Raw genomic sequence first — 13,764 nt, 5'->3', positions numbered from 1 at the left:
GAATTGGTAGCGTGATGAGACAACTTGCTCACCTACTCAAGCAACAGAATCTTTATCAGAAACCAAACTCGTAAGGTCTACTTTTTCATCCCGAAAGCAAAACACTGCCAGAATCAGCACAAGTACGGCTAAAAACGGAATAAACCCTGAAAAGTACATCGCCGCGGCTTGGTTATGCTGATAGATCACGTCATGAATTACTGGAGCAATCCAGAGCACTCCTCCGGTCACCTGAAGTGATATCGGCCATTTTGGCATCACCTTCGCCATCAAGAGCAACGCTACCGAGTAGATCAACCAGTCATAGAAAAGAAAAGACGGTGCAGCAATGGCCATTGCCAGCAATGAAATCGATACCGCCGCCTCCTTGCGCAAACTTCTGGCCGCCCACCAAACTACAGAAGCAAAAACCGGCAACATCAATATTTGAAGAACGGTTCTGAATTCGACCGGAGAGCCAAATTTACCCAAGGTCTGCCCAACAGTAATCATCATGCTGTGTGGAGCCTCGAATTGTATCGAATGCACGCCGCCAGCGAGTGATGCCATAAACGCCTGCCAGACCGGAAAACCGTAAACGAAGACAGACACCAGCATCAGGATGGAGCTGCCCACTGCCGCTGCACCAAATGCTCTCCAATCCTGACGCGCAATCAGAAAAATCGGCACCAGGAGGCCAAATTGCGGTTTTATCGTCAAAACAGACAATGCAAGACCGGCCAAAAGTGGCTGCTCTCGACTTCGAAGCAATGCGAACAGAAGCAAAAATGTCGTAATCGGGGCAATCTGCAAGAGTTGAAACGAGTAGACCGCTCCAGCGGATGCGATCGCAAAGAAGTACGGCCAAACCCCCAGATTCATTCGAACTAAATGTATCGCACCGATTAGAAATATAGCGTTGATCGCCATAAAAATTGCTTTTGCCACGGGATAACTAAAAAGAGAAAGCGGTTCGAAAAACAGCAACGCATGAGGCGGGTTCAAGAACAGCAGAAACCTGTTACTTTCGGAGAAGTACTTGCTAAATTGATAGTAGTCGTAAGCGTCGACTGCCTCCCCTTCTCGGGCCATCTCGCCGGCGCGATAGAAAGCCGCAAAATCTTCGTGCTCCGCCAAGCTCAAATTCGCCGGAAAATCAAAAGTCCCACCATCATCTGCATACCAGGACGCAAGCAGAAAAACAGAAGCTGAAAACAGCATGAAGATGAAGATCGGCCCAGCAAACCTGACGTTTAGCTCATCAGCTTTAAGCACTTTCAGGTAAAAATCTCGAAACCCGCCCATCAGACACCTGTTCTTCGGTCGGATATATCTATGTAACGTCGATTCTTGGACAAGATTTTGAGGCCCCCAAAGCGTCCTTCATCAAAGGCCTGAATGCGTCAAACCCCAAAACCGAGAGAAACATAATATTACTGAAGGATGCTTAAGCTCGTGCAAATCCTGACCGCTCGACCAGTCCGCTGAATCGACGTCTCCATGGGGATGGCATTCGATCGCTCCATGAACACATGACAACTCTGATGTGTTTTGTTCAGGCACTCAATTCTGTAGGCGATTGGCCGTCTATTTCACAAAGACCTGCATCGATCACCTCCAGAAACTCTGGCCAATGACCTTATTGCTCAAGCTTTACAACCCCCTCCTGGTCGGGGCAGGTCTCCAGTGCCTCGGCGGCGGTTCTGCCGTCTCCAAGCGGGGCATCTGGCCAAATTTCTGCGAGCGGGATCAACACGAAGGCCCGGTCTCCCATTCGCGGGTGTGGCAGTTCCAGATCCTCATCTTCGACCTTTTCCATGCCGTAGATCAGAACATCCATATCGATGGTTCTTGGGCCCCAGCGAATGTCTCTGACACGGCCGAGTTCAGTTTCAATCTCGAGGCAACGGCTGAGCAGTTCGTGCGGGGTCAGGATCGTGTCGATGACCAGGCAGATATTCAGGTAATCATCCTGCGGCACTGGTCCCCAAGGCGGGGTCTGATAGTTCGATGACCTGGAAACCAGGGTAACGCCTTCCGTTTGTTCCAGCCGCCGCACTGCTTCGTCCAGATTGGCCTTCCGATCACCCAGGTTTGATCCGAGCCCCAGTGCGCTGCGCGTGGGGGCATCGTCTTTTTTTGTTTCGGATGTCATGTCAGGCAGGGTTCCGTTCCAGAATTGTTGCTTCCAGCATACGCACGCAATCCGCATGTGGACCGACATCATGGGCACGCACGATTGACGCGCCCTTCAAAAGAGCGGTCATGTGCACGGCAAGCGACCCATTCAAGCGCTCATCGGTCTCCACACCCAGAACAGCGCCAATCATGCGTTTGCGGGATGCACCGGCAAGAACCGGCAGACCGTGTTTCTTCAATGTTTCAAAGCGATTCAGGATTACAAAATTCTGATCAATGGTCTTTCCGAAGCCAAAGCCAGGATCAAGGATCTGCTTTTCCCTGGCGATACCTGCCTTGTCGGCAAGTTGCAGAGATATCTCGAAAAAACGGTCGATATCGCTGAGAATATCGAGGCTGCCATCCGCTTCGGACCGATTGTGCATCATCACGACATGAACACCTGCCTCGGCGACGACATCTGCCATACCCGGATCTTTCTGAAGGCCCCAGACATCGTTGACGATGACAGCTCCGGCCAGACAGGCGCGTTTTGCAATTTCCGCCTTGTAAGTGTCGATTGAAACGGGAACGCCCAAATCGGCAACGGGCTCGAGGACCGGTGCAAGACGTGCCCACTCGTCCTCCAGGCTGACGGGGACAGACCCCGGCCGTGTGCTCTCCGCCCCGACATCAAGAATATCGGCGCCTTCCGCGATCATCGCTCTTGCATGCGCCAGGGCAGAATCCGTGGCGTTGTGCCGTCCTCCGTCGGAAAATGAGTCCGGCGTGACATTCAAGATACCCATCACATGCGGACGGCTTGTCGGGAGAAGATATTCGGTGGCTTTCGCCATTGCGGGTTCCTCGTAGATCCAGCCAGACTGATGCCCGCTCGGCCTGACCGGGTCAAGTCACGAGTGCGAGGGTCGAAGTTTTCGTGGAGGCTATTATTCCGCAGCAGCCGGCTGGTCGACCTCGTTCTTTAGGACGAGATTGCAGACAATCCCGACAATCGGCATCAATGGCAGGACGATCGCCAGTCCGAGCATCGGATCACCGATCGCAGCAATGATGAGGCTGGTGATCATGCCACCGCCGAACTGGATGAAGCCGACCATGGAAGACGCAGCCCCTGCCATGTGCGGAAACGGCGCCATGGCATCGGTGAAACACGCAGGCAAAACCAGTGCCAGACCAAACGCAAACAATGCAACAGGCCCCATCACGGTCAAAACCGTCGGCTCCTGCGTCAGCGTTAGATAGCTCATCAGAATTGACGCAATGACCCAGGTCGTCATTCCGAAGGGAACAAGCTTGTGCGCCTCGACTTTTTTCAGAAGACGGCCGGTCACTATGGTTCCGGCTATGAACGAACCGGACTGAATGATCATCGTCAATCCGAAGACAAATGATGACAAACCGACCTCGCCCATAAGGACAAAGGGCAATACGATTGCCAGCGCATAAATGTTTCCGAGACCGCACCCGATCAGGATGCTTGGAGCCAGAAACCGGCGATCCTTGAGCAAGCTCAGGTAATTCGTGAACAGCCGAGCCGGATTGAGATGATGCTTGCCCGGATTGGGATTGGTTTCGACCTGGAACAGCACCACGGAAACCATCAGCACAGCGCCATAAATCAGCATGCACCAGAAGATTTCCCGCCAACCGAACAATTCCAGCACAAATCCACCGATCATTGGAGAAACGGCCGGACCGAGCGCCAACATCATGGCAACCGCGTTCATGATCTTGGCAGACGCCTGCCCGGTGAACTGATCACGGACAATCGCCCTGGAAACCGAAATCCCGACAGCGGCTCCAACGCCCTGCAATGCGCGGGCAAACACCATGAACTCGACGGTTGGAGCGAAAGTCGCCAGCACGCTTGAGATGAGATAGAGGGTCAGGAAGGCAAGCGTAACGGGCTTGCGCCCATAAGCGTCTGAAAATGGACCACAAATCAGCTGAGTGACCGCAAATCCCGCAAAATAGGCAGTCAAGGTCAGCTTGACCGCGGAGTAGGATGTATCGAAGGCATCCGCCAACGTCAGCATCGCCGGAGTGTAAAGCGCCATCGAAATGGGGCCGATGGCAACAAGCCCGGCCCCAAGCAACGACGTGCGCCTTGCGCTCATGATTGAACCGCTTGCGGTCATTTCTGCTTTCCTCTGGCAGCCTCCTGAAGCAAGCTGTCCTTCATGGTCTGCAACAGGTTTTCCAGCATTTCCCGGCTGTCTTCGGGGACTTCTTCCAACGCCTTCGCCCGAACGGAATGAAGCGCCTCGCCAATTCTCTCCAACAGCGGATCGGCCGTCGGCGTCAGTTCGATCAATTTGGCCCGTTTGTCAGTCGGGTCCGGGCAGCGTTTGACGAGTCCAGCTTTTTCCAGCGAGTCCAGATAACCGACCAGGGTCATCGGCTCGACATACATGATGTCCGCCAGCATGGCCTGACGCAGACCAGGATTGCGCCACACGTAAAACAGTGTACGCGCCTCTCCGACGGTCAGTCCGGTATCAACCTCCGTCAAAGCGGCTTCGAAACGCCGCCTGAGCAACCGGGCCAGATCCACGACCAGCATGGTGACACTGACATTCGGGTAAGGAAGACTCATCGCCGCCCCATTTAGTAAGGTTACCTTACGAAATAGGCCCGTTCTGCGCTCCTGTCAATGATCTCTTCAGGTCCCGCATTGCACAAATACGGTATGCCACGTATAAAGGCGCCAAATCCGGCACGGATGCCGGCCAGCGAAATCTTAAAATCCAGACAAGATACGGGTCCGCATGGGGCCCGTTCTGTCTTTTGGAGCCCGCTCATGAACCTGCGTAATATTGCCATTATCGCTCACGTTGACCATGGCAAAACCACTCTTATCGACGTTCTCCTGAAGCAATCCGGCGCGTTTCGTGACAACCAGCGCACCGAAGAGCGGATGATGGACTCTAACGACATCGAACGCGAACGCGGGATCACGATCCTGGCGAAAGTGACGTCGCTGGTCCACAAGGACACCCGCATCAACATCGTGGACACACCCGGCCACGCCGACTTCGGCGGCGAAGTTGAACGTATTCTGCACATGGTCGACGGCGTGATCCTGCTTGTCGATGCTGCAGAAGGCCCGATGCCGCAAACCAAGTTCGTCCTCGGCAAAGCCCTGAAGCTCGGCCTGAAGCCGATTGTCGCCATCAACAAGATCGACAAGCCTGAGCAGCGCGCCGAAGAAGTGCTTGATGAGGTCTTCGACCTGTTTGCCGCATTGGATGCCAACGAAGATCAGCTGGACTTCCCGGTCCTCTACGGTTCCGCCAAGCAGGAATGGATGGCACTGGAGCCGGAAGGACCGCAAGACAGCATGGAACCGCTGTTCGACATGGTTCTCGACCGGGTGGCCCCACCCGAAGCAGAGCCGGGTGAATTCCGCATGCTGGCCACCACGATCGAATCCGATCCGTTCCTCGGCCGCATCCTGACCGGTCGTGTGGTCTCCGGCACCGCTGTACCGAACATGCCGATCAAGGCCCTCGCGCGCGACGGCAGCCTGGTCGAAAACGGTCGCGTGTCGAAAATCCTGGCCTTCCGCGGCCTGGAACGCCAGCCGATCGATCAGGGTGAAGCAGGCGATATCGTTGCGATTGCCGGCATGACCAAGGCAACGGTTGCCGACAGCCTCTGCGCACCGGGTGTGGACGAACCGCTTCAGGCACAGCCGATCGATCCTCCGACCCTGTCCATGACCTTCCGGGTCAATGACAGCCCGCTGGCAGGCACCGAAGGTTCCAAGGTCCAGTCGCGCGTCATTCGCGAACGCCTGATGAAAGAAGCCGAAGGCAACGTCGCGCTCAAGGTGGAAGACACCGACGAGCCGGATGCATTCATTGTATCGGGCCGTGGTGAACTGCTGCTGGCGATCCTGATCGAGAACATGCGCCGGGAAGGCTTCGAGCTTGGGGTCGGCCGTCCACGCGTTGTGTATCAGTATGACGATGCAAACAACCGTCTGGAGCCGATCGAGGAAGTCATCATCGACGTCGATGAGGAACATTCCGGTGTGGTCGTGCAGAAACTTCAGGAGCGCAAGGCCGACCTTCTCGAAATGAAACCGTCTGGCGGTGGCCGAACCCGCCTGGTGTTCAACGCTCCGACCCGTGGCCTCATCGGCTACCAGGCGGAACTGATGTCCGACACCCGCGGCACCGCAATCTTCAACCGCCTGTTCCACGGCTATGAGCCCTATAAGGGCCCGATCCAGGGCCGGCACACCGGCGTACTGCTGTCAAACGGCACCGGTGAAGCCGTTGCATACGCTCTCTTCAACCTTGAAGATCGCGGCCCGATGATGATCGATCCGGGTACAAAGGTCTATCCGGGCATGATCGTTGGCGAACATACGCGCGGCAACGACCTGGAAGTCAACGTGCTGAAAGGCAAGCAGCTGACCAACATCCGCTCCGCCGGCAAGGACGATGCGGTCAAGCTGACCACGCCGATGAAGCTGACCCTGGAAGCCGCGCTTTCCTATATTGCCGATGACGAGCTGGTGGAAGTGACCCCGGAAACCATCCGCCTGCGCAAGGCAGAGCTCGATCCGCATGCCCGCAAGCGCGCCGAACGGGCGGCCAACAAGGCATCGGCGTAAGCCGATCCAGAATAGTCTGCTGAAAAGCCCGGGCCTGGCCCGGGCTTTTTTTGTTTTGCCTCAACAAAAGGTCGGACTTGCTTGTGTGCACTGCAATAGGCTCTAATCCCCGCCAACAAACCAGATTTGGGAGGGGAACCGTTGAGCAAGACCAATCGAGGCAACTTTTTCGAGGACTTTGAAGTCGGTCAGGTGATCCGGCACGCCACGCCACGCACGATCACCAGCGGTGACCAGGCCCTATATACCGCGCTCTATGGCTCACGCTTTGCAGTTCAATCCTCGGACGCTTTCGCAAAGTCGCTCGGTTATTCTCACGCCCCGGTCGACGACCTGCTGACGTTCCACGTGGTTTTCGGCAAGACCGTACCGGACATTTCCCTCAACGCAGTCGCCAACCTTGGGTATGCAGGCGGCCGGTTCCTGGCACCCGTGTTTCCGGGCGACACGATCTCGACCGTTTCGGAAGTCATCGGAAAGAAGGAAAACTCCAACGGCAAGACCGGCGTCGTCTATGTGCGCTCGACCGGCTACACATCCAACGGTACGGAAGTTCTGGACTATGTCCGCTGGGTCATGGTCAGAAAACGGGACGAAGCGAGCCCGGCCCCGGAACCCGTTGTTCCGGATCTTCCGGCAGTCATCGATCCCCAGGCGCTCGGAACGGCTGTGCCGATGCTTGATTCGGCCAATTGGGACAATGACCTTTCCGGATCTTCCTTCCGCTTCGACGACTACGAGATTGGCGAAAAAATCGACCACGTTGACGGCATGACCGTTGAGGAGGCGGAGCACCAGTTGGCCACGCGGCTTTACCAGAACACCGCCAAGGTGCATTTCAACCAGCACTCCGAAGGCCAGGGCAGGTTCGGCAAGCGCCTGATCTATGGCGGTCACGTCATCTCACTCGCCCGCGCTCTTTCCTTCAACGGGCTTGGCAACGCCTTCCATATTGCCGGCATCAACGGCGGACGGCACGTCGCTCCGCTTTTCTCCGGTGATACTGTCTACGCCTGGTCGGAAGTTATCGACAAGGCCGAGATCGAAGGCCGCATGGATGCAGGTGCGCTTCGCCTTCGACTGGTTGCCACAAAGAACCGCACCTGCGGCGATTTCCCGCTGAAGGATGCCGACGGCAAATATCTGGACGACGTGATCCTGGACTTCGACTACTGGGTGCTGATGCCGAAATAGGTTTCCGGTAACCGCCAATCAGAAAAGCACGGCAGCTAACGGCGTCAAATTGCCAACTGGACAACATCCGAACGTTCCGCTCACACTCTTTTCAGATCGGGAGGAGTGTGAGCCATGAAAACAGTTTCGTTCACCCAGATGAAGGATGGCACCAAGGAAGACTACGAGCTTCTTGAGCAGGCCGAAAAACCTTACCACGCCATGACGGCAGACCGTATCCTGGCCGAATTGCGCCGCCAGGGAGAAGATACCTTATCCGGCTATCAGATCACCCGCATGGCCCATGGGCTGCAGGCAGGAACACGGGCGCGCCGGGAGGGCGCGGATACCGACTGGGTTGTCGGTGCGTTGCTCCACGATATCGGAGACGGATTGGCGCCCCAGAACCATGATCGCTTCTCCGCGGAAGTCATCAGACCCTTCGTTCGTGAAGAGGTCTCATGGGTGGTGGAACATCACGGTATTTTCCAGATGGTCTATTACGCGCACCACTACGGCTGGGACCAGAACGCCCGCGAGCGGTTCAAGGACCACATCCATTACAAGGCCTGCGCCGATTTCTGCGAACGCTGGGATCAGAGTTCATTCGATCCGGATTATCCGACAGACACGCTGGAAAGCTTCGAGCCTCTCGTGCGCGAAGTCTTTGCCCGCAAGGCATACGATCCCGAGGTCATTCGAGAGGGCGTATCAACAGGTCTGCCGGCGCTTGAAAGCTGATCAGGGCTTTGCCGAAGGCACGACATCGGTTGTCGCCGGCGCGGCACCGGGTGCTTCTTCCGTTGCCTTGGAGCCAAACGGGACCCAACGCTTGAAGAAACTGCCAACCGAACTGCCGCCGGATTGCTCTTGCGGTGCAAATGCCGTTTCCACCGCTTGATCGGACTGCGGCTCAGGCACGGGCGTGCTTTCGGCAGTGTTGGCGGCGGTCTGGGCAGGTTGCTCGACAACCGCCGGCGCATCGGCCGTCACGGCAGTCGCACCGGCTTCATCCTCTCCGCCGCCAAGAGCTTCGGCAAAACGGTTGGAGCGTTCTTCCCAACGCTTCTGACGTTCTTCGCGCGCGTCGAAGCGGGCCGCCAGCTGCTGGAATTTTTCGTTGTCCTTGCGTTGCTTGGAAGCAACCGCGGTCGCGATTCGGGGGCTGACCTGATAATCCGGGCATTTCGCGCTGGCTCGGAAAGGGACACCGTCTACAAGCGTGGTCGCGTCGAAGACATATTTCTTTTCGCAGACCGAAACCTTGGGCGGTGTCTTGGTAACTTCGAAATGGTCGTAGCCGGTCTTCAGCATCTTCCAATAGGCCAGATGCTCATTGTCCCGGTGACGGGCCATGTTTTCCGGCGTCATCCGGAAGGGATACGCCTGAACCTGGAAGGATCGCTGACCGCCTTTGAAACTGTCTCGGGCGAGCGCATAGATATCCTGCACCTGCTCATCGGTCATCGCGTAACAACCGCGTGACGAGCACGCGCCGTGGACCATCAGGTGAGAACCGGTCCGTCCATGGGAACGGTCATACTTGTTCGGATAGCCGAGATTGAACGCCAGGTGATAGCTTGAATTCGGATTCATCAACGCCGGGGTGATCTCATAGAACCCTTCGGGGGCCTGCCGGTCGCCTTCCTTGAACTTCGGCCCGAGTTTGCCGGACCATTTGCAGATCTCGAACTCATCCAGAAGCTTGAACTTGCCGGACCGGGTCTGTTTCCAGACCTCAAGCTCGGATTCTTCCTTGAAGATCCGGATCATGATCGGTGAGGTCGAGCTCATGTTCATGTCGGTCATCTTCCGCTTCAGGGAAGAGCTGACGGGACGTAGATGCTTGGGGCCTGCTCCGAATTCATCTGCTTGACAGCCAGCAAGGAAACCGGCCGCGAGAAGCGCCGCACCGATCTTCGTTACCTTGCGGCCAGACTGACTTTTAAAGCCCTGCCGAAGGTTGGCTGGCGTATCAAATAGGCGCCGAAAGACCATTGTACTATCCCAAAATGATCGGAAATCTAAACAAACCGGAAGCTGACTACCGCACGGCTCGTTCGCAATTCCCGCGTCTCGCCCCCTGCGCAAAGGCTAGGGAATGATGGTTGACGATAAGTTACTGAAACTGGTTAACCCCTACGAACCAAAACTGGGTGTTAGGAACAAAAAGTGTCGTTGCACCGTGGTTCACCCGACCTGACTTAAACCACAACCTCGCCTGAATGACGGCAGAATCTGGCCACACAAAGGCAAAGGAGGCCACAATTGATGCGACCTCCTGCAAATTTCATCTGACAATTCCGTGAATTACGGCGTTTCGTGAAAACCATGAGACAAAAAGCACTACCTACCGCATTGTAATCCTTGATATCGGGTAGCGATAGGCAATTCAGGCTTTTCACGAAATGCTTTGAACCACGCCCTATGGCGCGCGCTTAGCTGAGCGTCCTGCCGATGGAGATGAATTTCTCGCGGCGCTGCTTGCGCAACTCTTCCGGGCTCAGGCCTTCAAGCTCCTTGAGCGCCGCCTCAATCGACTTGCCAGCGGTATCGATCACGATTTCCTGCGCACGATGGGCACCGCCAACCGGTTCATCGATGATTCCATCGATTACGCCGAGCTGCTTCAGGTCCTGTGCAGTGATCTTGAGTGCCGTTGCCGCATCCTGAGCTTTGGCGCTGTCACGCCACAGAATGGATGCGGCGCCTTCCGGAGAAATCACGGAATAGATGGCATGCTCGAGCATGAGCACCTTGTTGGCTGTCGCAATTGCAATCGCGCCACCTGAACCGCCTTCACCGATCACGACAGCAACCGAAGGCGTTCCAAGGCCCAGACCGACATCGGTAGACCGTGCGATCGCCTCGGACTGACCGCGCTCTTCCGCACCGCGCCCCGGATAGGCACCGGAGGTATCGACAAAGCTGATCAGCGGCAGGCCGAACCGTTCAGCCATTTCCATGACGCGAACGGCCTTGCGGTAACCTTCCGGACGAACCATGCCGAAATTGTGCTTCAGGCGGCTTTCGGTGTTGTGCCCCTTTTCCTGGGCCAGAACCGCAACAGATTGTCCGCGAAACCGGCCAATACCTGCGAGCAGGGCGTGATCTTCTGCAAATTTCCGGTCACCGGCGAGCGGCGTGAAGTCTTCGATCAGGCCGGCAACATAGTCGACCGCATGCGGACGGTCCGGATGACGGGCGACAAGCGTCTTCTGCCAGGGGGTCAGTTTCGTGTAGAGGTCTTCGAGCGTTTGCGCGGATTTCGTTTTCAGCCGGTCGATTTCGCTGTCGACATTGACCTCTTCCCCATCCTCAGCGGCAAGTGCCCTGAGTTCCTGGATCTTGCCTTCAATGTCCGCAACGGGCTTTTCGAATTCCAAATAGCTGTGCATGTACTCGGTTACCTGAAACGACCCGGCACCGCCAGCCAACAAGCGGCCGTTCCGGAAAAACAGTTTGTAAGGGCACGAAACGCGCCCGGATGGCATACGTGGTGGGCTGTATCAAGAGACGCAAGAGGGCGCAAGTCTCGGCGACCTCCAACAGAACGAATTCACGCCCGGACCAACGCGCGATTGGCAACAATCTGCATCGGGAAAGATTGACTGTTTGCCTCTAACGAGCGGCCTGATCGTTGCCCACGCCATCAATATTGAGCTTTGTGGCCTCCACCAGCAAGCGGCCATTCTTGGTGTCGACGGCAATTCGGTAGGGCAGCAGCACATTGTCGCGGCCCATGGGTGCAATCCAGACTTCCATATTGGCCTTGGCCATGAACTTGACTGATTCCTTGGACGGCCTGTGCCCAGCCACAGGCACCCAACGGGCCTTGCACACCACCACGGGACCGTCATAGCCGCGACCGGAAACTTCCTTGGTTCCCTCATAACTCAACTTGATGTCAAAACGGGTCCAGCCATCGAATATGGGAAGTTTACGGGAACATGCCTTGGGACCAAGACTGTCCTTGGCCCGGCGGACCGGCATCAGAGCCGCGCTCAGCGGATCGATCGCATTGCGCTTGTGGCGGTTGGTGACCTTGATCCGTTCAGGATTGGGCTTGAATTTCGGCGCCACTTCCATGGACCGGATATTTCGGGACCCCTGGTTGAGATTGACATAAAAATCCAAGTTGGAAGCCCGCGATGCCATCCGGTATTTCGACGGCACGACCTTTGAACCCACCAACCATCCGGACGCTTCCGCACCGCCCTTGCCGGTCGTGAACAGCGTTCCGATGCCAGCAGGCTCAACACTGACCTTTGCAGAATAAGCATTTCCCTGGACGACAAGCGAAAGCGTTCCCTTGCCAATCTTGAAACCGGCCACTGAAATCGAATAAAGGCCGCCGACACTGCTTTTTTTGGCTTCCGCCGGTGAAATCAGCAGCGCGCCGGCAATCATTGGCAGGGCGACAATCCGCCCAAGAGACGTCAAACCAAACACTTCAAACCTCCACACTGTCAAATAGACAGCGATTTGCGCCCCCGCACCAGTGAGTGTTCCGCGGCGGTAACAGTATCATGAAATTCGTCCGTTGAACGCCTTCAATATTTCTAAATTATGGTAACTCAGTGGTTAACGAGTGAGCGCTCGGCAAATAAAAGCATTGAATCTTGCCAAAGCGCCGGAGATGTCTTGACGTTGGCGCGCGCTGCCATTATAGCGGGGCAACTTTTTCCGAGAAATGCCGGAGACGATGTCGCCGGACCTCAGGTCCGCGCCGGTTCCGGTTTGGACATGCTGGGTTCCATGTAACGGCCCAGCCACGAAAACAAAAGGTGATATCATGGCACGCCGTTGCGAACTTTCCGGCAAAGATGTGATGACGGGCAACAACGTCTCTCACGCAAACAACAAATCCCGCCGCCGGTTCCTGCCGAACCTGTGCAACGTGTCTCTGATGAGCGACACGCTGGGTGAAACCTTCAAGCTGAAGGTCAGCGCACACGCACTGCGCTCCGTTGAGCACCGTGGTGGTCTGGACGCATACCTCATGAAGGCTTCCGACGCTGAGCTGTCCGACGCTGCGCGCAAGATCAAGGTCAGCATCAAGCGCAAGCAGGCTGAAGCTGCTGCTGCCTAACCCTCAAGGGTAAAAAAATGACAGAGACCCGGAGTTTCTCCGCGGGCCATCACGCCATCGCGATTCTCGCGATGGCGCTTGTCGTTGTGGCCTCCAACTATCTGGTCCAGTTTCCGGTGGAACATTTCATCGGCAACGTGAACCTTGCGGACACCCTGACCTGGGGCGCATTTACCTACCCGATCGCGTTTCTGGTCACCGACCTGACCAACCGGCGCTTCGGCCCGCAGGCCGCACGCAAGGTTGTCATCTCCGGTTTCGCCCTGGCAATTGTCGTGCCCATGCTGTTTTGGACGCTCGACGAAGCCTTTACCACACCGCGCATTCTGGTCGCCTCCGGCACCGCCTTTTTGGTAGCCCAGTTGCTCGACGTTACGATCTTCGACCGCATGCGCCGGATGAGCTGGTGGAAAGCACCAATCACCTCGTCCCTGATCGGATCGATCATCGATACGGCCCTGTTCTTCGGCATCGCGTTCTCTGCAAGCTTCGCGTTTATTGATACCTTCTTCGGCATGGAAGACGGTTCACTGGCATTTCCGGTCCCCTTCCTTGGTATTGGCGGAGACGTTGAAACGCTGCTGTGGTTCTCACTTGCCGTCGGTGATTTTCTGGTGAAGATGCTGGTGGCCGTGGCGCTTCTGGCGCCGTATCGAATCATCCTGAGTATCTTCCAGCCCGCGCCCAACGGTTCGGCGGCGTGAGCAGCGGCAAATAAGCGCCAGACAATCGAAAGGTGCCCTCTGGCGCCTTT

At 56.4% G+C, this 13,764-nt stretch carries 13 protein-coding genes; 5 read left to right on the top strand and 8 right to left on the bottom strand.

The window, feature by feature from the left end:
* Window positions 1-36: 36 nt before the first annotated feature.
* The 5 genes from ABLO27_RS25400 to ABLO27_RS25380 form a co-directional block, all read right to left on the bottom strand.
* Complete coding sequence (locus ABLO27_RS25400; RefSeq protein ID WP_353036892.1) at window positions 37-1,284, bottom strand: glycosyltransferase family 87 protein; 1,248 nt, start codon at window positions 1,282-1,284, stop codon at window positions 37-39.
* 334 nt (window positions 1,285-1,618) lie between these two features.
* Entirely contained in the window at window positions 1,619-2,134 is a 516-nt protein-coding gene (folK, locus tag ABLO27_RS25395) for a 2-amino-4-hydroxy-6-hydroxymethyldihydropteridine diphosphokinase (RefSeq protein WP_353036891.1), read from the bottom strand.
* Window position 2,135: 1 nt separating this feature from the next.
* Window positions 2,136-2,954: a dihydropteroate synthase gene (gene folP / locus ABLO27_RS25390; protein ID WP_353036890.1), complete on the bottom strand. Its 819-nt coding sequence runs from the start codon at window positions 2,952-2,954 to the stop codon at window positions 2,136-2,138.
* A 93-nt stretch (window positions 2,955-3,047) separates the two neighbouring features.
* Window positions 3,048-4,259 (bottom strand): multidrug effflux MFS transporter, encoded by a 1,212-nt coding sequence (locus ABLO27_RS25385; RefSeq protein ID WP_353036889.1) that lies wholly within the window; start codon window positions 4,257-4,259, stop codon window positions 3,048-3,050.
* A complete protein-coding gene (locus ABLO27_RS25380) occupies window positions 4,256-4,717 on the bottom strand; it encodes a MarR family winged helix-turn-helix transcriptional regulator (RefSeq protein ID WP_353036888.1) in 462 nt (153 codons plus the stop codon). Before ABLO27_RS25380 ends, ABLO27_RS25385 begins: the two co-directional genes overlap by 4 nt.
* 204 nt (window positions 4,718-4,921) lie before the next feature.
* Between ABLO27_RS25380 and typA the strand changes: the two genes are divergently transcribed.
* The 3 genes from typA to ABLO27_RS25365 all read left to right on the top strand — a co-directional run bounded on the left by typA (window position 4,922) and on the right by ABLO27_RS25365 (window position 8,659).
* Window positions 4,922-6,745, top strand: a complete 1,824-nt coding sequence (typA, locus tag ABLO27_RS25375) for a translational GTPase TypA (protein ID WP_353036887.1) — start codon at window positions 4,922-4,924, stop codon at window positions 6,743-6,745.
* Window positions 6,746-6,886: 141 nt separating this feature from the next.
* Complete coding sequence (locus tag ABLO27_RS25370; protein WP_353036886.1) at window positions 6,887-7,939, top strand: MaoC family dehydratase; 1,053 nt, start codon at window positions 6,887-6,889, stop codon at window positions 7,937-7,939.
* A gap of 114 nt (window positions 7,940-8,053) precedes the next feature.
* On the top strand, window positions 8,054-8,659 hold the full coding sequence (locus ABLO27_RS25365; RefSeq protein ID WP_353036885.1) for an HD domain-containing protein: 606 nt from the start codon (window positions 8,054-8,056) through the stop codon (window positions 8,657-8,659).
* On the opposite strand, the gene ABLO27_RS25360 is transcribed toward ABLO27_RS25365, so the two are convergent.
* The 3 genes from ABLO27_RS25360 to ABLO27_RS25350 all read right to left on the bottom strand — a co-directional run bounded on the left by ABLO27_RS25360 (window position 8,660) and on the right by ABLO27_RS25350 (window position 12,370).
* Window positions 8,660-9,916, bottom strand: coding sequence for a murein L,D-transpeptidase family protein (locus ABLO27_RS25360; RefSeq protein ID WP_353036884.1), 1,257 nt, complete (start codon window positions 9,914-9,916; stop codon window positions 8,660-8,662).
* A gap of 440 nt (window positions 9,917-10,356) precedes the next feature.
* Window positions 10,357-11,316, bottom strand: coding sequence for an acetyl-CoA carboxylase carboxyltransferase subunit alpha (locus ABLO27_RS25355; RefSeq protein ID WP_353036883.1), 960 nt, complete (start codon window positions 11,314-11,316; stop codon window positions 10,357-10,359).
* 223 nt (window positions 11,317-11,539) lie between these two features.
* On the bottom strand, window positions 11,540-12,370 hold the full coding sequence (locus ABLO27_RS25350) for a DUF3108 domain-containing protein (RefSeq protein WP_353036882.1): 831 nt from the start codon (window positions 12,368-12,370) through the stop codon (window positions 11,540-11,542).
* 343 nt (window positions 12,371-12,713) lie between these two features.
* Between ABLO27_RS25350 and rpmB the strand changes: the two genes are divergently transcribed.
* Window positions 12,714-13,010, top strand: a complete 297-nt coding sequence (rpmB, locus tag ABLO27_RS25345; RefSeq protein WP_353036881.1) for a 50S ribosomal protein L28 — start codon at window positions 12,714-12,716, stop codon at window positions 13,008-13,010.
* Between the two features lie 17 nt (window positions 13,011-13,027).
* A complete protein-coding gene (locus ABLO27_RS25340; protein WP_353036880.1) occupies window positions 13,028-13,714 on the top strand; it encodes a VUT family protein in 687 nt (228 codons plus the stop codon).
* Window positions 13,715-13,764 lie beyond the last annotated feature (50 nt).

It is taken from the genome of Roseibium sp. SCP15 (genome assembly GCF_040329435.1).
Classification (GTDB): Bacteria; Pseudomonadota; Alphaproteobacteria; order Rhizobiales; family Stappiaceae; genus Roseibium.
This window is presented reverse-complemented; position numbering and strand designations above follow the sequence as displayed.